Annotated in this window: 16 protein-coding genes; 10 read left to right on the top strand and 6 right to left on the bottom strand. The window is 60.4% G+C overall.

The genetic code is table 11. The features are described from left to right. Positions 1-28 precede the first annotated feature (28 nt). From cysM to ACA055_RS22450, 5 genes are all read left to right on the top strand, one after another. Complete coding sequence (gene cysM, locus ACA055_RS22470) at positions 29-931, top strand: cysteine synthase CysM (RefSeq protein ID WP_497680638.1); 903 nt, start codon at positions 29-31, stop codon at positions 929-931. Beyond that, positions 931-2,283 (top strand): 23S rRNA (uracil(1939)-C(5))-methyltransferase RlmD, encoded by a 1,353-nt coding sequence (gene rlmD / locus ACA055_RS22465; RefSeq protein ID WP_497680637.1) that lies wholly within the window; start codon positions 931-933, stop codon positions 2,281-2,283. Before cysM ends, rlmD begins: the two co-directional genes overlap by 1 nt. Before the next feature lie 123 nt (positions 2,284-2,406). Beyond that, entirely contained in the window at positions 2,407-4,650 is a 2,244-nt protein-coding gene (relA, locus tag ACA055_RS22460; RefSeq protein WP_497680636.1) for a GTP diphosphokinase, read from the top strand. 141 nt (positions 4,651-4,791) lie between these two features. Further along, positions 4,792-5,625: a nucleoside triphosphate pyrophosphohydrolase gene (gene mazG / locus ACA055_RS22455; RefSeq protein WP_497680635.1), complete on the top strand. Its 834-nt coding sequence runs from the start codon at positions 4,792-4,794 to the stop codon at positions 5,623-5,625. A gap of 28 nt (positions 5,626-5,653) precedes the next feature. Further along, positions 5,654-6,196: a DUF2058 domain-containing protein gene (locus ACA055_RS22450; protein WP_497680634.1), complete on the top strand. Its 543-nt coding sequence runs from the start codon at positions 5,654-5,656 to the stop codon at positions 6,194-6,196. A gap of 69 nt (positions 6,197-6,265) precedes the next feature. On the opposite strand, the gene ACA055_RS22445 is transcribed toward ACA055_RS22450, so the two are convergent. From ACA055_RS22445 to ACA055_RS22420, 6 genes are all read right to left on the bottom strand, one after another. Next, the gene (locus ACA055_RS22445) at positions 6,266-6,454 is read right to left on the bottom strand and encodes a hypothetical protein (protein ID WP_462004470.1); all 189 of its coding nucleotides are present in this window, start codon (positions 6,452-6,454) and stop codon (positions 6,266-6,268) included. Between the two features lie 402 nt (positions 6,455-6,856). After that, positions 6,857-8,077 (bottom strand): beta-ketoacyl-ACP synthase I, encoded by a 1,221-nt coding sequence (gene fabB, locus ACA055_RS22440; RefSeq protein WP_497680633.1) that lies wholly within the window; start codon positions 8,075-8,077, stop codon positions 6,857-6,859. A gap of 11 nt (positions 8,078-8,088) precedes the next feature. Further along, positions 8,089-8,604: a 3-hydroxyacyl-[acyl-carrier-protein] dehydratase FabA gene (gene fabA / locus ACA055_RS22435; RefSeq protein ID WP_497680632.1), complete on the bottom strand. Its 516-nt coding sequence runs from the start codon at positions 8,602-8,604 to the stop codon at positions 8,089-8,091. 247 nt (positions 8,605-8,851) lie between these two features. Then, entirely contained in the window at positions 8,852-10,753 is a 1,902-nt protein-coding gene (locus ACA055_RS22430) for an ATP-binding protein (protein ID WP_497680631.1), read from the bottom strand. Then, a complete protein-coding gene (locus ACA055_RS22425) occupies positions 10,750-11,682 on the bottom strand; it encodes an ABC transporter substrate-binding protein (RefSeq protein ID WP_497680630.1) in 933 nt (310 codons plus the stop codon). Before ACA055_RS22425 ends, ACA055_RS22430 begins: the two co-directional genes overlap by 4 nt. A gap of 1 nt (position 11,683) precedes the next feature. Continuing rightward, positions 11,684-13,807: a TonB-dependent receptor plug domain-containing protein gene (locus ACA055_RS22420; RefSeq protein ID WP_497680629.1), complete on the bottom strand. Its 2,124-nt coding sequence runs from the start codon at positions 13,805-13,807 to the stop codon at positions 11,684-11,686. A gap of 196 nt (positions 13,808-14,003) precedes the next feature. On the opposite strand from ACA055_RS22420, the gene ACA055_RS22415 reads away from it, so the two are divergent. The 5 genes from ACA055_RS22415 (at position 14,004) to ACA055_RS22395 (ending at position 18,252) form a co-directional block, all read left to right on the top strand. Then, complete coding sequence (locus ACA055_RS22415; protein ID WP_497680628.1) at positions 14,004-15,029, top strand: NAD(P)H-dependent glycerol-3-phosphate dehydrogenase; 1,026 nt, start codon at positions 14,004-14,006, stop codon at positions 15,027-15,029. A 30-nt stretch (positions 15,030-15,059) separates the two neighbouring features. Then, complete coding sequence (locus ACA055_RS22410) at positions 15,060-15,407, top strand: DUF4389 domain-containing protein (RefSeq protein ID WP_497680627.1); 348 nt, start codon at positions 15,060-15,062, stop codon at positions 15,405-15,407. Next, entirely contained in the window at positions 15,404-15,856 is a 453-nt protein-coding gene (gene sixA, locus ACA055_RS22405; RefSeq protein ID WP_497680626.1) for a phosphohistidine phosphatase SixA, read from the top strand. The genes ACA055_RS22410 and sixA overlap by 4 nt, the downstream gene beginning before the upstream one ends. 251 nt (positions 15,857-16,107) lie before the next feature. Beyond that, positions 16,108-17,775, top strand: a complete 1,668-nt coding sequence (locus ACA055_RS22400; RefSeq protein WP_497680625.1) for an AMP-binding protein — start codon at positions 16,108-16,110, stop codon at positions 17,773-17,775. A gap of 33 nt (positions 17,776-17,808) precedes the next feature. Continuing rightward, positions 17,809-18,252, top strand: coding sequence for a hotdog fold thioesterase (locus tag ACA055_RS22395; RefSeq protein ID WP_497680624.1), 444 nt, complete (start codon positions 17,809-17,811; stop codon positions 18,250-18,252). Positions 18,253-18,290 lie beyond the last annotated feature (38 nt).

Below are 18,290 nucleotides of genomic sequence, written 5' to 3'. Positions count from 1 at the left end.
CCCCCGCAGTCTGGATTGCGAATACGCCATGATCTTGCAGTACCCAACCATCGCCGATTGCGTCGGCAACACTCCGCTGGTTCGTTTGCAGCGCCTGCCTGGCGCCACCAGCAACACTCTTCTGCTCAAGCTCGAAGGGAATAACCCGGCGGGTTCGGTCAAGGACCGTCCGGCGCTGTCGATGATCACCCGCGCTGAACTGCGCGGGCAGATCCACGCTGGCGATACGCTGATCGAAGCGACCTCGGGCAACACCGGGATCGCCCTGGCGATGGCCGCCGCGATCAAGGGTTACAAGATGATCCTGATCATGCCGGACAACTCCAGCGCCGAGCGCAAGGCAGCCATGACAGCCTATGGCGCCGAGTTGATTCTGGTCACCCAGGAAGAGGGCATGGAAGGCGCCCGCGACCTCGCCCAGCGGATGGAAGCCGAAGGTCGTGGCAAGGTGCTGGATCAGTTCGCCAACGGGGACAACCCCGAAGCGCACTACACCACCACCGGCCCGGAAATCTGGCGACAGACCGAAGGCACCATCACCCATTTCGTCAGTTCGATGGGCACCACCGGCACCATCATGGGCGTTTCGCGCTACTTGAAAGAGCAGAACGAGAGCGTGCAGATCATCGGTCTGCAACCGATGGAAGGCTCGGCGATTCCGGGCATCCGTCGCTGGCCGCAGGAATACTTGCCGAAGATCTACCAGGCCGAACGCGTGGACCGGATCGTCGACATGGCCCAAAGCGAAGCCGAAGACGTGACCCGTCGTCTGGCCCGCGAAGAGGGCATCTTCTGCGGCGTGTCCTCGGGCGGTGCCGTGGCGGCGATGCTGCGTCTGTCCAAAGAAGTTGAAAACGCGGTGATCGTCGCGATCATCTGCGACCGTGGCGACCGTTACTTGTCGACCGGCATTTTCGACGCGCCCAACTGATGGCCAAGCACGAGAGAGGCCTGCGCTTCCAGCCCACGGGCGGCAGCAAGGCCCCGCAAGTCCCGACCGGCAAAAAGCAGCGCCTGAGCATCGAGCGTCTGGCCAACGACGGTCGCGGGATCGCGTTTTTCGAAGGTCGCACCTGGTTCGTCATCGGCGCATTGGCCGGTGAAGAAATCGAGGCGCGCGTGCTGGGCGCCCACGGCAAAGTGGTCGAGGCACGCACCGAGCGGGTTTTCCAGTCGAGCGAATTGCGCCGTCCGGCGCCGTGCCCCCATGCCGGTCGTTGCGGCGGCTGCAGCGTGCAACATCTGCCTCACAACGAACAGCTCGCCCTGAAACAGCGCATGCTCGCCGAGCAATTATCGAAGGTCGCCGGTGTCGAACCCGAAGAGTGGGCAGCGCCGTTGAGCGGTCCGGAATTCGGCTACCGCCGTCGCGCCCGTGTAGCGGTGCGCTGGGACATGAAAGCGAAAAAACTCGAAGTCGGTTTCCGTGCTGCCGGCAGTCAGGACATCGTGGCCATCAACGAATGCCCGGTGCTGGTACAGCCCTTGCAACCGATCATGACCCGCTTGCCGGAGATGCTGCGACGCTTGAGCAAACCTCAGGCACTCGGGCATGTGGAATTGTTCAGTGGCTCGTCGTTGGCCGTTCTGCTGCGGCACATGGCGCCGTTGTCCGATGCCGACATGACGATCCTCAAGGATTTCTGCGCGTTTCATGAAGCCCAGTTGTGGCTGCATGGAGATGGCGAACCGCAACCGGTCGAGGCCGATCAGTCCCTGGGCTATCGCCTCGATCAGTGGGACTTGAACCTGGCGTACCGGCCGGGAGATTTCATCCAGGTCAACGCCGGGGTCAACGAAGCGATGATCGCCCAGGCGCTGGACTGGCTGAAGCCGCAAGCCGATGAGCGCGTTCTCGATCTATTCTGTGGTTTGGGTAACTTTGCGTTGCCGCTGGCCAAGGCTGTTCGCGAAGTGGTGGCAGTGGAAGGGGTGCAGGCGATGGTCGAGCGGGCAGCCGCGAACGCCACCAGCAACAATCTGCATAACGCGAAGTTTTTTCAGGCCGATTTGTCCCAGCCTTTGACCGATGCCGAATGGGCCGGTGAAGGCTTTTGTGCGGTACTCTTGGACCCACCGCGTGACGGTGCTTTCGAGGTCGTGCGCAAGCTTGCGTCCCTGGGCGCCAAACGGTTGGTGTATGTGTCGTGCAACCCTGCAACGCTGGCGCGCGACACGGTCGAATTGATCAAGCAGGGCTACCGGTTAAAACGTGCCGGGATTCTCGATATGTTTCCTCAGACGGCACATGTCGAGGCCATGGCGTTATTTGAAGCGAGCTAGGAAGGCTCGTCTGGTCCGACTGGCCCGCCCGTGCAGCCACGCACTAGCCCGACGTGGGCTCACGGGCAACGACGGTCAGCGATTTTGACGCATTGAATCTGCGTCGTAGGGAAGGTAAGCAAGATGGTACAGGTGAGAGCACACCAGCCGATCAACACCGACGGCAGTATCAATCTCGAGGCTTGGCTCGATCATGCGGTCAGTGTCGATCTGGCACTGGATCGCGAAGCCTTGAAGGAAGCGTGCGAGTTCGCTCGCGCGTCTGAACAACAGGCCAATGCGGCGAAGAACCTGTGGTCCGAAGGGACTTCGAGTTTCCGCACCGGCCTTGAGATCGCCGAGATTCTCGCCGACCTCAAACTCGATCAGGATTCGTTGGTTGCGGCGGTCTTGTACCGCGGCGTGCGCGAAGGCCAGATTGAATTGCCGGCGATCAGCCAGCGCTTCGGTCCGGTGGTCGCCAAACTCATCGACGGCGTGCTGCGCATGGCGGCGATCAGCGCCAGCCTGAGCCCCCGTCAATCCCTGGTGCTGGGCACCCAGGGCCAGGTGGAAAACCTGCGCAAGATGTTGGTGGCGATGGTCGACGACGTGCGCGTCGCGCTGATCAAACTGGCCGAACGCACTTGCGCGATTCGTGCGGTAAAAACCGCCGATGACGAGAAGCGCAACCGCGTGGCCCGGGAAGTCTTCGACATCTACGCGCCGCTAGCCCACCGCCTCGGTATCGGTCACATCAAGTGGGAACTGGAGGACTTGTCCTTCCGTTACCTGGAACCCGACCAATACAAACAGATCGCCAAGTTGCTCCACGAGCGGCGTCTGGATCGCGAGCGCTTCATCGCCGATGTGATGAACCAGCTGAAAGTCGAATTGCAGGCCACCGGCGTCGATGCCGACATCAGCGGCCGGGCCAAACACATCTATTCGATCTGGCGCAAAATGCAGCGCAAAGGTCTGGAATTCAGCCAGATCTACGACGTGCGTGCCGTACGCGTGCTCGTGCCGGAAATGCGCGACTGCTACACCGCGCTCGGCATCGTCCACACCTTGTGGCGACACATCCCGAAAGAATTCGACGACTACATCGCCAACCCCAAAGAAAACGGTTACCGCTCGTTGCACACGGCGGTCATCGGGCCCGAGGGCAAGGTGCTGGAAGTGCAGATCCGCACCCACTCGATGCATGAAGAGGCCGAACTGGGCGTCTGCGCGCACTGGCGCTACAAAGGCACTGACGTCAAATCCGGCTCCAATCACTACGAAGAGAAAATCTCCTGGTTGCGTCAGGTGCTCGAGTGGCATGAAGAACTCGGTGACATCGGTGGCCTCGCGGAACAGTTGCGGGTCGATATCGAGCCGGACCGGGTCTATATCTTCACCCCGGACGGTCACGCCATCGACTTGCCGAAGGGCTCGACGCCGCTGGACTTCGCTTATCGCGTGCACACTGAAATCGGCCACAACTGCCGCGGCGCGAAAATCAACGGGCGGATCGTACCGCTCAACTACAGCCTGCAAACCGGTGAACAGGTCGAGATCATCACCAGCAAGCACGGCACCCCGAGCCGCGACTGGCTGAACCCGAACCTGGGTTACATCACCACGTCGCGGGCACGGGCGAAGATCGTTCACTGGTTCAAATTGCAGGCGCGGGATCAGAACGTCGCGGCCGGTAAAACCCTGCTCGAACGCGAACTCAGTCGTCTCGGTCTGCCCGCGGTGGACTACGAAAAGCTGGCTGACAAGGCCAACATGAAGACGGCCGAGGACATGTACGCCGCCCTCGGTGCCGGCGACTTGCGTCTGGCACAACTGGTCAACCTGGCGCAGCAACTGGTCGAGCCGGAGCGCGGCAACGAACAGCTGGAACTGATTCCGCGCAAGGCCACCGGTTACAAGCCGGGCAAGCGCGGCGACATCCAGATTCAGGGTGTCGGCAACCTGATGACCCAGATGGCCGGCTGCTGCCAGCCGCTGCCGGGCGATGCGATCGTCGGTTACATCACCCAGGGCCGTGGCGTGAGCATTCACCGTCAGGACTGCGCCTCGGTGTTGCAACTGGGCGGGCGCGAGCCGGAGCGGATCATCCAGGTCAGCTGGGGCCCGGTGCCGGTGCTCACCTATCCGGTGGACATCATCATCCGCGCCTACGACCGGTCCGGTTTGCTGCGTGACGTTTCGCAGGTGCTGCTCAACGAGCGGATCAACGTGCTGGCGGTCAACACCCGCTCGAACAAAGAGGACAACACGGCGTTGATGTCCCTGACCATCGAGATTCCGGGGCTGGATGCGCTGGGGCGGTTGCTGGGGCGGATTTCCCAGTTGCCGAACATCATCGAAACCCGCCGTAACCGTACGCCGTGACGATGATGTTCATGTCTGGCACCAATCCACTGTGGGAGCGGGCTTGCTCGCGAAGAGGGAGTGTCAGTCGCCATCAATGTTGCCTGACACACCGCTTTCGCGAGCAAGCCCGCTCCCACAGGTTCTTGCAGAGATTGATTGATGTATTCACTTGAAGACTTGCTGCACCTGATGAACCGTCTGCGCGACCCGCAGTTCGGTTGCCCGTGGGACATCAAGCAAACCTACGCCTCCATCGTCCCGCACACGCTCGAAGAAGCCTATGAAGTTGCCGATGCTATCGAGCGCGGCGACTTCGATCACTTGCAGGGCGAGTTGGGGGATCTGCTGTTTCAGGTGGTTTATTACAGTCAGTTGGCCCGGGAAGAAGGGCGCTTCGAATTCGACGGCGTGGTCGACAGCATCACCCGCAAGCTGATCCGCCGTCACCCTCACGTGTTCCCCACCGGTGATCTGTACGCGCCGCTGGATATCCCGCGACTGAGTGAAGAGCAGGTCAAGCAGCGCTGGGAAGAGATCAAGGCCGAAGAACGCGCCGAGAAATCCGCGGCGCCGGAACAACTGTCCTTGCTGGATGACGTACCCGCCGCACTGCCGGCGTTGTCTCGTTCGGCGAAACTGCAAAAGCGGGCCGGGCAGGTCGGTTTCGACTGGCCGGATGCGTTGCCGGTGCTGGACAAGGTCCGCGAAGAACTCGATGAAGTGCTCGAAGCCATGGCCGACAACGACTCGGCAGCGATTGCCGATGAAGTCGGTGATCTGCTGTTTTCCGTGGTCAATCTGGCGCGACACCTGAAGGTCGATCCGGAAACCGCGTTGCGCGGCGCCAACTCAAAATTTGAAAGACGGTTCCGTTTTATCGAACAAGCATTGCGCGACACCCACCGTCCCATAGAAGATTGCACCCTCGAAGAGTTGGACGCCTTGTGGGGCGAAGCCAAACGTCAGGAAAAGAATGTGCCCAGCTGCGGTTGAGCAGTTGCCTAAGTGAGTAATAAGCACCATGAGCATTTCCCTTCGCGACCAGTTGCTCAAAGCAGGGCTGGTCAACCAGAAGCAGGCCAAACAGGTCGGCAAAGAGAAAAAGAAGCAGCAACGCCTGGCCCACAAAGGTCAGATCGAGCTCGATGACTCGCAGCAGCGTGCAGCCCAGGAAGCCATGGCCGAGAAGGTCAAGCGCGACCAGGAGCTGAACCGTCAACAGCAGGAGAAGGCCGAGGCGAAAGCCCGCGCGGCCCAGGTCAAGCAATTGATCGAAGTCTCGCGCCTGCCGAAGCTGACTACCGAGGACTACTACAACTTCGTCGACGACAAGAAGGTCAAGCGCATCTGCGTCAACACCCTGATGCGCAACAAGCTCAGCAGCGGTTCGCTGGCAATCGTGCATCATGCCGGTGGCTACGAAGTGATCCCGCGTGAGGCGGCCCTGAAGATCCAGGAGCGCGATCCACAGCGCATCGTGCAGATGAATGTGAAGACCGAAGAAGTCGCTGCTGAAGACGATCCGTACGCGGCTTATCAGATCCCGGACGATCTGATGTGGTAAGCCCTTAGGGCTTCAACAACGACAAACCCCGCTCATGGCGGGGTTTGTCGTTTTCAATGCTGTAATTGCTCAAGCGGAGCGTAGTTCTCGTTGCTGCTCCAGTTTTTCAAGTTCGGCCTTGTAGCTGTGGGCATCGGTTTCGGAATGGAACATTCCTACCAGCATGTCTTGTTGATGTACATCCCAGATCCGGATACCGGCGGCTACGCCTTCATGGGACATATGTGAATCGTCGCGTTCAGTTACTTTTACAGTCATCTGCTAGCTCCAATCTCTGTTATCTGCAGCAAGGCGTGTGCAGGACTCCGTTATATGTTTGGTTAGCCTGCTAAGTAAACGACAGAATTCGATAACGGATTTTTGCAAAATCAGAGAAAGTCCTGCAGCCCGCGAAACACGCGGCATTCGGTCGCAGGCCGCTGAGTTTTATGACAAAAGCTTCATGTTCGCGACGACGAAAACCGAGAGTTCAACACAGATCCTGTGGGAGCGAGCCTGCTCGCGAAGACGGCGTCACATTCAATATCAATGTATCTGTCAGACCGCCTTCGCGAGCAGGCTCGCTCCCACAGGGATTGCGTTGTTCCACATTATTCAGGCACAAAAAAACGCCCCGAACCAGTCGGGGCGTTTTTGTGTGCAGCGTAGAAGGGCGGGGTACTACTTACCGGCCCAGCGCTTCAGTACCAGCGTGGCATTGGTGCCACCGAAGCCGAAGCTGTTGCTCATCACTGTGTCGATGGTGGCGTCTTCGCGAGTCTTGGTCAGGATCGGCATGTCAGCCACTTCCGGGTCCAGTTCGTCGATGTTGGCAGAACCCGCCATGAAGTTGCCTTCCATCATCAGCATGCAGTAGATCGCTTCGTGAACGCCGGCGGCGCCCAGGGAGTGACCCGACAGGCTCTTGGTGGAGCTGATGGCCGGAGCCTTGTCACCGAACACTTCACGCACACCTTTCATCTCCATGACGTCGCCGACCGGGGTCGAAGTGCCGTGGGTGTTCAGGTAGTCGATCGGAGCGTCGACAGTGGACATGGCCATCTGCATGCAGCGGATGGCACCTTCGCCGCTTGGGGCGACCATGTCGTAGCCGTCGGAGGTCGCGCCGTAGCCAACGATTTCCGCGTAGATCTTCGCGCCGCGAGCCAGAGCGTGTTCCAGCTCTTCGACCACGACCATGCCGCCACCGCCGGCGATGACGAAACCGTCACGCTTGGCGTCGTAGGCACGGGAAGCTTTTTCCGGGGTTTCGTTGTACTGGCTGGACAGTGCGCCCATGGCGTCGAACAGGAACGACTGGCTCCAATGCTCTTCTTCACCGCCGCCGGCGAACACGATGTCCTGCTTGCCCATCTGGATCTGTTCCATGGCGGTACCGATGCAGTGAGCACTGGTGGCACAGGCAGAAGCGATGGAGTAGTTCAGGCCCTTGATCTTGAACGGGGTGGCCAGGCAAGCGGAAACGGTGCTGCTCATGGTCCGCGTTACACGGTATGGGCCGACGCGCTTGACGCCTTTCTCGCGCAGGATGTCCAGCGCTTCCATCTGGTTCAGCGTGGAGGCGCCACCGGAACCGGCGATCAGGCCGGTACGCGGGTTGGAGACTTGCTCATCGGTCAGACCGGAGTCGGCGATGGCATCTTTCATGGCCAGGTAGGCGTAAGCCGCCGCGTGGCCGACGAAGCGAAAGATCTTGCGATCGATCAGTTCTTCGAGGGGAAGGTCAATGGAGCCGGAAACCTGGCTACGCAGACCCATTTCGGCATATTCCGGGTTGAACCGGATGCCAGGGCGGCTTGCACGCAGGTTAGCGGAGACGGTCTCTTTGTCATTGCCCAGGCACGAAACGATGCCCAGACCAGTGATAACGACGCGGCGCATGCGGATAACCCTTAGAAGTTTTCAGTGGAGGTGAACACGCCGACCCGGAGGCCTTCGGCGGTGTAGATTTCGCGGCCGTCGACACTGACCGAACCATCGGCGATAGCGAGGTTCAGCTTGCCTTTCAGGACGCGCTTGATATGAATGTTATAGGTCACTTTCTTCGCGGTCGGCAAAACCTGACCAAAGAACTTCACTTCGCCCGAACCCAGGGCGCGGCCGCGGCCCGGCAGACCTTGCCAGCCGAGGAAGAAACCGACCAGTTGCCACATGGCGTCGAGGCCCAGGCAGCCTGGCATCACCGGGTCACCTTCGAAGTGACAGGCGAAAAACCACAGATCCGGAGTGATATCCAGCTCGGCGACCAATTCACCTTTGCCGTACTTGCCGCCTTCTTCGCTGATCAGTGTAATGCGATCCACCATCAGCATGTTCGGGGCGGGCAGTTGCGCGTTACCTTGGCCGAACAGCTCACCGCGACTGCAGCGCAGCAGGTCTTCCCGGGTAAAGGCGTTTTGTTTGGTCATGCGAGCTCCTCAATAGTCCCATGCGGCAGGTGGGGCAAATCTTCCCGGCCGATCGAAGCGTTCATGCCTCGAATCAGCAGCCTACTCATAGACTATTGCGTTGTGGTGAAAGTCACAGCACCAAGGACATGAATGTACACTTGTGCACTGAAATTATTATTCAAGCCCCTTTTCGGGCCTGTTCGGGTGCCTAAGACTGCCGCACTTTCGCCTTTCACGCCAGTCGCAGATAGCCGAAAGGCCTGCACTACTGCACCCAACGCTGCAGAATTTGCTGTAGATCAGCACGTTTGAAGGGCTTGGCCAGGTAATCGTTCATTCCCGCCGATAAACAGGCTTCGCGGTCGCCCTGCAAAGCGTTGGCGGTCAGGGCGATGATCGGCAAGTCCGTACAACCGGGCAACTGGCGGATCTGTCGGGTGGCTTCATAGCCGTCAATGATTGGCAGTCGGCAATCCATCAGAATCGCTTCGAAAATCAGACTCTCGGCACTGCGAACCGCCTGGGCTCCATCGGTGGCGACGCTGACAGTAAAGCCCAGACTGCGCAACATTGCTTCGATGACCGTCTGGTTGACCGGGTTGTCTTCCACCAGCAGCACGTTGCGTCCTTCGCCATCATCGTTGCTGGCCTGTGTGCGAGGCGTCAGCACGGGCAGCGACTGTTTAGAGAGCGCCAGCGGGATTTCCAGGGTGAATACCGAGCCGCGACCTTCCTCGCTCTGGGCACGCAAGGTGCCGCCCATGCGTTCAGCCAGCGTGCGGGCAATCGGCAGGCCCAGTCCGGTACCGCCGTAACGCCTTGAAATAGAACTGTCCGCCTGCTGGAAGGCGTGGAACATCAATTCCAGGCGTTCGGACGAGATGCCGATGCCGCTGTCGCGCACGGTGCAGGTGAACCACAACAGTTCATGGTCCAGCGACTGCCACTGCGGTTCGATGGTGATGCGCCCCTGCTCGGTGAACTTCAGCGCATTGCCGACCAGGTTCACCAGAATCTGCCGGATTCGCGTCGGGTCGCCCTGAACCTGCAACGCGCGCATGTCGTCGGGAATCAACAGTGCCAAGTCGAGCCCGCGTTGCGCGGCGCTGTGCTGGAACGACTGGGCGCAACTGCTGATCAGGTCCGCGAGGTTGAACGGAATGTGCTCCAGCTCCAGTTCCGAGCGCTCGATACGCGAGAAGTCGAGGATGTCGTTGATGACTTTGAGCAGGTGTTCGGTGGACTCCGAGGCCAGCGCCGCGTATTCGACCTGCTCCTCGGTCATGTCGGTGGTTTCGAGCAGTTGCAGCATACCCAGCACGCCATTCATCGGTGTACGCAGTTCGTGGCTCATCATTGCCAGGAAGTCGGACTTGGCGTTGTTGGCCTTTTCCGCTTCCTCACGGGTCTGGATCAATTGCGCCATGGCTTGATGCTGTTCGCGACTGGCTTGTTCCAGGCCGTTGGCGAGGTTGTTGATGTGTTGCGACAGCGCCCCCAGTTCGGTGTCGTCGACAATGGGCAAGGGCGTTTTATAGTCGCCGTCCTGAATCGCCTTGACCGCGTTGCCGATATCGCGGATCGGTTGCGACAGGCTTCGTGCCAGGCGCCGGGCCACCAGAAAAGTGAATAGCAGCGCGAACAACGCCAGGATCCCGGCTTTAAGCAGGATTTCCTGCTGGCGCTGGCTGAAGGCGTCGTTCGACAGGCCGACAATCACCCGCCCCAGATAATCCTCGACGGGGGCGTTGTTGACGACTTTGCCGCCCTGGAAAAAATCATTGTGCAACGGCACCCGTTGCAGCCGCACCGGAGCCTGGAACACTTCGACCTGTTTTGACCGGGTGTGGGTTTCCGACGGTTGCTCGACGTATACCAGTATCCGGTTGGCGCTGTCCTGCACTTCCAGGAAACGCACATGGGGCGTGGCCAGGGTGGCCTTGAGCAACGTTTCGAGCACTTCGTTATTGCCCGAAATCACACCGTACTCGGTGGCCGGCGCCAGTTGGTTGGCGATCAGCTGACCGGTGTGGTTGAGCTCCTGACGCAGGTCCTGGATCCGCACGAACGTGAAGAAACTGATCAACAGCAATGTCAGCAACAGGGCAGGGCCGAGGCTGATGATTTGGGTGCGCGTGTTGATGTCCCAACGACGACGGAAGGTCATGGGCGGCGTTCTCCTGCGGCCAACTGTGTTGCGACAAATGCATCAGGCATCTGTTCAATCCCTAATGAACGCGCCACTTGCGGGTTACTCAAGACTTTGAAGTGTTGCGGGTAATGTGCGCGTGGCCATGTCGCCGGTGGCCGGTCGAGCAGGTCATCGAGAATCTCCAGCCAATCGCTCTGATCGCTGTAGGTGCTGGCCAGGCTGCCAGCCTTGACGAATCCGGGGTTGGGGCCGATCAGCGCCATTTGCCGCGCGTAGCTGCTGAGCAGCAGGTTCTTCGCGGTTTTCGGGTTGTACAGGTCGGGATCGTCGAGGCCCAGCAGCACGTCGCTGTTTTTCAGCAGAGTTTGCAACGGCCGGCTGTCATTGGTGTTGTCCCAACGCTCGGTGATGACCTCAAGGCCCAGGGACCGGGCGGCCTGGGCCAACTCTTTCAAGAGAAATTCGCTGTGATCGTCGTAGAGCACACCCACCCGTTTGGCCTGGGGCAGGAGGGTTTGGGTCAGGCGCAATTGTCGGTCCAGAGGCTGATCGCTCCAGAGCAGGCTCAATCGCGAGGGCCGCGCAGTGCCCAGGCGCTGGCGGGCTTGCAGGCGGCTGATGCGCAGCACCAGCGTCGCCGGGCCTTGGGCGTCTTGCAGGCGCCAGTCGAGGCTTGCCAGGTCGAGGAGAATCAAGCGGGTGCTGTCGGGCAGTTGGTCCGGCGCGGGTAAGTTTGCCAGTGCCTGGAAGCGCACGCTGTCGTCGAGGCGCATTTCGCGCAGGGCCTGGGCGAAGGATTGCACGGCCGGGCTGTCTTCGGCACCGATCAGCAAAATGTCCGCGGCCCTTGCCGGCAGGCTAGACAACAATCCGGCAAACACCAGGCATAACCCGACCAGCAGGTGGCCAAGGATTGGCGTCTTGCGTGCCGGACGATTACGCATCTTAGAACGCCAGCTCCGCACTGAAGTAAATCACCCGACGCTCATCGTAATTGTTGTCGATGAAGGTAGTGGGCTGATTGTCCAGGCGTTGCTGGAGCACTGCGGCCAGTTCCAGGTTGGCCTTGCCCAGGCCGATGTGTTTGGCGATACGTGTGTCGACCCGTTCGAAGCGGTAGCCGTTGAGGGCGTCGTCGCCATAATAGAAGAGTGCGCTGTTCCAGCCATGCCCCCAGTTTCGCAGCCAGCCGGCGGAGCCGCTGTTGCGGGCGGTCTGTTGCGCATCCAGCGGATTGCTCGCCTCGGCATCGACGTAGGCATAAGTCAGGCGCAGGCGATCGGCGCTGCCGATTCTCCAGTCAAGCTGGGTTTCTGCCCCAGAAAATCGCGAGTTGTTGGAGTTGCTGGCGATGTACTGATTGTTGCGCAGCGGTTCGCTGATCATGCCGGTGATTTCGTCGTAGAACAGCTTCACATCGACTGCCAGCCCCAGGTCGGCGAAGTAGCCGTTGTAACCCAGTTCCCGTGATCGCATGTGTTCCTGTTCGAGATCGCCGGGGCCGCGGGTCCTGACGAAATAGCGCGCGCTGTTCTGGCCGTATGCAGCGGGGCGCAGGTTGGTCACCTGGTAACTCCAGTTGACGTTGTTCTCGAACATATCCGGTGAGCGGACCGCTTCCGAGTACACCGCCCGCAGGCCATGGCGCGGGTTGATCAGGTAATTGACCGCCACCCGAGGGGTGAGCGAACTGCCGATCAATTGGGTGTCTTCGAACATCGCACCGCCCTGAAGCAACCAGTGCTCGGTGGCGCGCCACTCGAGTTGACCGAACGCCCGCCAGGTAGTGTCGTCGAGAGTGCCATTGAAGTAGGTCTCGGAATCCGCCCGGTCGTAACGATAGTTCATGCCGCTGACCAGTCGCAGACTATCGGACAGGCTCAACGTGTCCTGCAATTCGAGGTCGTAGCGCGTCTCTCGGGTGCTCTGGTCGATGTCGCCGCACAGGGTTTGTCGGGCACCGTTTTTCCACTGATCCAGCACCTGATTGCCCAGTGCACGTTCGGCCGGTGTACCTTCCGGTGCGCCGGACCCGGTATAGCGCTCGATATTGCGCGCCAGACGTTCGGTGTAGTTCGGATTGAGCTGCCAGAGTTCTGTCAACTCCGGGCTGAACGAGACCTCGGCATCGCAGGCGCGCCAGGTCTGCTGACGATCCCAGTGTTGCGCCGAACCCTGGATATAAAGGCTGTGATCGGGATTGATGTCCAGATTCCAGCGCAGCGAGCCTGCGTAGTCCTTGGCGATGACGTCGGAATTGTTCCCCGCATCGGTAATCCCCGAGAACACCGGACGGTAGGTATACGGTCGCTGGTTGGTCCCGTCCTTGGCATTTAATTGCCAGTCGATGCTCTGGCTTTCAGTGAGCGTCTGGCTGACGGCAAGGTTGAAACGGTTCAAGCGGCGACTGTCACGGTAATCGGCGCCGGTGCGGTCCGAATCGAAGCCGTCGTCTTGCTGTCCGGACAGCGACAGGCGCAAGTCGCCGCCGTCCCAACCCACACCCTGACTGGCGTAAAAGTCGTCGATGCCGCGCTGGCCCCGGGTGATTTTCATCCGCGTGCCGTGGCTGTCGGCCGGGTTGCGCGTGATGATGTTGACCACGGCCATCAACGCATTGGCGCCATAGCTGACGGTGTTGGGGCCGCGGAAAACCTCGATGCGTTCGATGTCTTCCATGGCGACCGGAATGTCACTCCAGTCCACCGTGGCCAGGCCCGCACGGTACACCGAGCGGCCGTCGATCAGCACTTGCATGCGCCGCGCTTCGCTGGCGTTGGTGCCGTGGTAGTTCACTGCCGCCTGATTGCCGCTGATGTTGCCGACCATCATCCCCGGCACCAGGCGCAGCAATTCGCTGATATCCCGGGCGCCACTGGCGTTGATCAGTTCGCTGTCGATCACCGTCATGCTGCCCGGCACCGCAGCCGGTGACTGCTTCAGCCGCGTGGCGGTCAGCACCTGTGGCAGCGGCTCACTGTCGAGGAACAAGTCGTCGGCCAGCAATGGCGGGCTGAGAATCAGCGCCAGTAGCAGTGGCGAGCGAGGTGATGGAGAGCCGAAAGACACAACACATCCTTGATAGCGAACAATTGGCGCGCATGTTAACCGAGCTGGTCGACTTTTCCAGTCACGTTACCGGCATTTTCCTCGGATTTATTGGTCTTCTTTCTACATGAGTCGGTAATTGACGCGGGGGCTGGCCGCCACTGGGCCGCTCCGTATAATGCCGACATCGCCACTGGTATGGATTAACGGATTGCATATGACTGAACAGCGCCCGATTGCGGTCCTGGGAGGCGGAAGTTTTGGTACCGCCGTGGCTAATCTGCTGGCCGAGAACGGCCATCAGGTCCGGCTGTGGATGCGTGACCCCGAGCAGGCTGAGGCCATTCGGGTCAATCGCGAAAACCCGCGTTACCTCAAAGGCATCAAGATTCTGCCGGCCGTGGAAGCGGTCACCGACCTGCAAGCCACCCTGGAAGCCTGCGACCTGAGTTTCGTTGCGCTGCCGTCCAGCGCGCTGCGCTCGGTGCTGGCACCCCACGCCGAACTTTTAAGCGGCAAGTTGCTGGTAAGCCTGACCAAAGGCATCGAAGCACACACTTTCAAGCTGATGAGCCAGATCCTCGAAGAGATCGCCCCGCAAGCGCGCATTGGCGTGCTGTCCGGGCCGAACCTGGCCCGTGAAATCGCCGAACACGCACTGACCGCGACGGTGGTCGCCAGCGAAGACGAAGACCTCTGCCAGCAAGTCCAGGAAGCATTGCACGGCCGCACCTTTCGTGTGTACGCCAGCGCCGACCGCTTCGGCGTGGAGTTGGGCGGGGCGCTGAAAAACGTCTACGCGATCATAGCCGGCATGGCGGTGGCCTTGGGCATGGGCGAAAATACCAAGAGCATGCTGATCACCCGGGCGCTGGCGGAAATGACCCGCTTCGCAGTGAATCAGGGCGCAAACCCAATGACCTTCCTGGGGCTGGCGGGCGTGGGCGATTTGATCGTGACCTGCTCGTCGCCGAAAAGCCGTAACTACCAGGTCGGGTTCGCCCTCGGCCAGGGCCTGAGCCTGGAAGACGCGGTGACGCGCCTGGGTGAAGTCGCCGAAGGTGTGAACACCCTTAAGGTGCTCAAGGCCAAGGCTCAGGAGGTGGGCGTGTATATGCCGCTGGTCGCCGGGTTGCACGCGATCCTGTTCGAAGGGCGCACGCTTAATCAGGTGATTGAGCTATTGATGCGCGGCGAACCGAAAACCGACGTCGACTTTATCTCCACCAGCGATTTCAACTGAACACTCTATCGACAGGGAAGGGAGCGAGACATGAACGATCCGAAAGTAGAAGCCAAGTACGAATCCATCCTGCTGCGGGTGTTGTGGATGATCGTCTATGTGCTGGTCTGGCAAGTGGCGCAGTTCATCCTGGGCGCCGTGGTGCTGGTGCAGTTGATCTATCGTTTGATCTATGGCGCCCCGAGCGCCAGCCTGATGAACTTCGGCGACAGCCTGAGCCAGTTCCTGGCGCAGATCGGTCGTTTCGGCAGCTTCCACAGCGACCAGAAACCCTGGCCGTTCGCCGATTGGCCAACGCCGCGTACCCCGGAAGGTGAAACGCCGCACGTTGTGGCGCCGGCACCGCACCCGGCCCGAGATGAGGAGCCCAAGCTATGAAACTCTGGGTATTGCGTCATGGTGAAGCCGAGCCACACGGCACTCGCACAGACTCCGAACGGGCACTGACTGCCCGCGGTCGTGAAGAGGTACTGCGCACGGCCGCACAGTTGATCGGCCAGCCGATTACGGCCATCTATGCCAGCCCTTACCTGCGAGCGCAGGAGACGGCGCAGTTGGTGCGCGAGGCATTGGGGTTTGCGCCGGAGATCCGCACGGTTGAATGGCTGACTCCGGATTACAGTCCGCAAGTGGTATCGGAACAATTGGTATCTGTAGACCGCGTGTTGCTAGTCAGTCATAACCCGCTGGTCGGCAATTTGTTGGGCTACCTGCAACACGGCCATGTGCAGGACCCGGAAAGGGTGGCCACCGCCGGCCTGGCGGAGCTGGAAGGCGATTTGCCGCTGGCCGGGGCGATGAAGCTCAACGGCATCAAGCACCCGTAACCCTGCTTTTGTGGGAGCGTCGCCAATGTCGAGCGAAATAGCGGGGTGATGCTGATCTAACGTGGGAGCGGGCTTGCTCGCGAAGAGGGCGTGTCAATCGGCATCTACGTTGCCTGACTCACCGCTTTCGCGAGCAAGCCCGCTCCCGCAAGGTTCTGCGGCTAACCTGATTTTTTGTGTGAAATAGTCAACCAAGCAACCGCTTGGTTGACTACGCTTGCTCCAGACCAAAAAACAAAGGAGCGAGTCGCATGCCTGCTGCTTTTCGTTTGCCGCTGGACGTCTTCTACGAGCGTGAAGCCCGTCATCCCCGCCAGCGCTATCTGGTCCAGCCTATCGGTGGAGGCCAGGTCGAGACCCTGACCTGGGCCGACGTCGGTCATCAAGCCCGCTGCGCCGCCCATTGGCTGCGGGCGCGCGAGTTGCCCCAAGGCAGCCACATCGCCCTGATCTCGAAAAACTGCGCTCACTGGATCATCGCCGACCTGGCGATCTGGATGGCCGGGCATGTGTCGGTGCCCCTTTACCCGAACCTCACCGCCGACTCCGTGGCCCAGGTGCTTGAACACTCCGAAGCGGCACTGGCCTTCATCGGCAAACTGGACGATTGGCCCGGCATGTCCCGTGGCGTCCACCCGGATCTACCGACCATCAGCTTGCCATTATGTCCGGCCGGCACGTTCGATTTCAGCTGGGCCGATCTGCAACGCAGCTCGCCGATCCAGGACGACCCTCAACCCACAGCCGATCAACTGGCGACCATCATTTACACCTCCGGCACCACCGGCCAGCCCAAAGGCGTGATGCACAACTTCGGCAATCTGGGGTTTGCCACCACCCACGGCACGCAGTTGTTCGGCCTCAATGAGTCGGATCGACTGCTGTCGTACCTGCCGCTGTGCCACGTCGCCGAGCGAATGTTCGTCGAGCTGGCGTCGATCTACACCGGGCAAACCGTGTTCTTCGCCGAGAGCCTCGATACTTTCCTTACCGATTTGCGTCGTGCTCGACCGACCGCGCTGTTCGGCGTGCCGCGCATCTGGACCAAGTTTCAGATGGGCGTCTACAGCAAGATCCCGGCAAAACGCCTCGACTTCCTGCTCGGACTGCCGATCATCGGCAAGCGGGTAGGGCACAAAGTCCTCGCCGGGCTGGGGCTCGATGCCTTGCGCGTTGCCTTGTCCGGCGCCGCGCCCGTGCCGCATACCTTATTGCTCTGGTACCGCAAGCTCGGGCTGGATGTGCTGGAGGTTTATGGCATGACCGAAAGCTGCGGCTATTCGCACATCGGCCGTCCAGGTGAGTACAAACCCGGCTGGATCGGCAAGCCCTGCCCGGAAGTCGAAGTGCAGATCGCCGAGTCCGGCGAGGTCATGGTGCGCAGTGGCGCGACCATGCTCGGGTATTTCAAGGAGCCGGAGAAAACCGCCGAGACCATCACCGAGGACGGCTTCCTGCACACCGGTGACAAAGGCGAGCAAGACGCCGAAGGTAACCTGCGTCTGACCGGGCGCTTGAAAGAAATCTTCAAAACCAGCAAAGGCAAATACGTCGCTCCGGCACCGATCGAAAACCGTCTGGCGGTGCATTCGCGAATCGAACAGGTGTGCGTGGTCGGCGATGGTTTGAGCGCGCCGCTGGGCCTGTGCGTGCTCTCGGCCGTTGGGCAGCAGGACGCAGGTGGCACGGCGCGGGCCGGCCTGCATTCAAGCCTGGAAAAATTGCTGGAGGAGGTCAACGGCGCTCTCGACAAACATGAGCGCTTGCACCGGTTGGTGGTGGTCAAGGACAGTTGGGCGGTGGAAAACGGCTTCCTGACACCGACCCTGAAAATCAAGCGCAACGTGATCGAAGCGGCGTACGGTGGCCGGTTCGCGGAATGGAGCGAGCGTAGCGAGACGGTGCTGTGGCAGGATTGAGCCGCGAATAAAACCAACAAAGGAAAATCTGCGATGAGTCTGTGGCGTACCGCACCCAACATTGAGCAGTTGAACGCAATCCAGAAAAACACCATCGGCGATGTGCTGGACATTCGTTTCGAAGCCTTCGACGAAGAGTCCCTGACCGCGAGCATGGTCATCGACCACCGCACTCACCAGCCTTACGGTTTGCTGCACGGCGGCGCTTCAGTGGTGCTGGCTGAAACCGTCGGCTCGATGGCCAGCTACCTGTGCATCGACGCCAGCAAGTTTTACTGCGTGGGTCTGGAAATCAACGCCAACCACTTGCGCGGACTGCGCAGTGGACGGGTGACGGCGGTGGCCAAGCCTATTCACATTGGTCGCACCACCCATGTATGGGATATCCGGCTGAGCAGCGATGAAGGCAAGGCCAGTTGTGTGTCGCGGTTGACCATGGCGGTGGTGCCGCTCGGCGAGAATCCGCCGGCTCGCTGAAATGCGGCTGTTACACGGATCGGCATAACCCTGGCCGG

This window comes from Pseudomonas sp. LBUM1657 (genome assembly GCF_059716075.1).
This window is presented reverse-complemented; position numbering and strand designations above follow the sequence as displayed.

What these genes read in the sequence shown, in the direction of transcription:
- ACA055_RS22400 (WP_497680625.1), top strand. Translation starts at nt 16,108, where the DNA reads ATGCCTGCTGCTTTTCGTTTGCCGCTGGACGTCTTCTACGAGCGTGAA.
- relA (WP_497680636.1), top strand. Translation starts at nt 2,407, where the DNA reads ATGGTACAGGTGAGAGCACACCAGCCGATCAACACCGACGGCAGTATC.
- ACA055_RS22415 (WP_497680628.1), top strand. Translation starts at nt 14,004, where the DNA reads ATGACTGAACAGCGCCCGATTGCGGTCCTGGGAGGCGGAAGTTTTGGT.
- ACA055_RS22410 (WP_497680627.1), top strand. Translation starts at nt 15,060, where the DNA reads ATGAACGATCCGAAAGTAGAAGCCAAGTACGAATCCATCCTGCTGCGG.
- fabB (WP_497680633.1), bottom strand. Translation starts at nt 8,077, where the DNA reads ATGCGCCGCGTCGTTATCACTGGTCTGGGCATCGTTTCGTGCCTGGGC.
- fabA (WP_497680632.1), bottom strand. Translation starts at nt 8,604, where the DNA reads ATGACCAAACAAAACGCCTTTACCCGGGAAGACCTGCTGCGCTGCAGT.
- cysM (WP_497680638.1), top strand. Translation starts at nt 29, where the DNA reads ATGATCTTGCAGTACCCAACCATCGCCGATTGCGTCGGCAACACTCCG.
- ACA055_RS22445 (WP_462004470.1), bottom strand. Translation starts at nt 6,454, where the DNA reads ATGACTGTAAAAGTAACTGAACGCGACGATTCACATATGTCCCATGAA.
- ACA055_RS22450 (WP_497680634.1), top strand. Translation starts at nt 5,654, where the DNA reads ATGAGCATTTCCCTTCGCGACCAGTTGCTCAAAGCAGGGCTGGTCAAC.
- sixA (WP_497680626.1), top strand. Translation starts at nt 15,404, where the DNA reads ATGAAACTCTGGGTATTGCGTCATGGTGAAGCCGAGCCACACGGCACT.
- rlmD (WP_497680637.1), top strand. Translation starts at nt 931, where the DNA reads ATGGCCAAGCACGAGAGAGGCCTGCGCTTCCAGCCCACGGGCGGCAGC.
- ACA055_RS22395 (WP_497680624.1), top strand. Translation starts at nt 17,809, where the DNA reads ATGAGTCTGTGGCGTACCGCACCCAACATTGAGCAGTTGAACGCAATC.
- ACA055_RS22425 (WP_497680630.1), bottom strand. Translation starts at nt 11,682, where the DNA reads ATGCGTAATCGTCCGGCACGCAAGACGCCAATCCTTGGCCACCTGCTG.
- mazG (WP_497680635.1), top strand. Translation starts at nt 4,792, where the DNA reads ATGTATTCACTTGAAGACTTGCTGCACCTGATGAACCGTCTGCGCGAC.
- ACA055_RS22430 (WP_497680631.1), bottom strand. Translation starts at nt 10,753, where the DNA reads ATGACCTTCCGTCGTCGTTGGGACATCAACACGCGCACCCAAATCATC.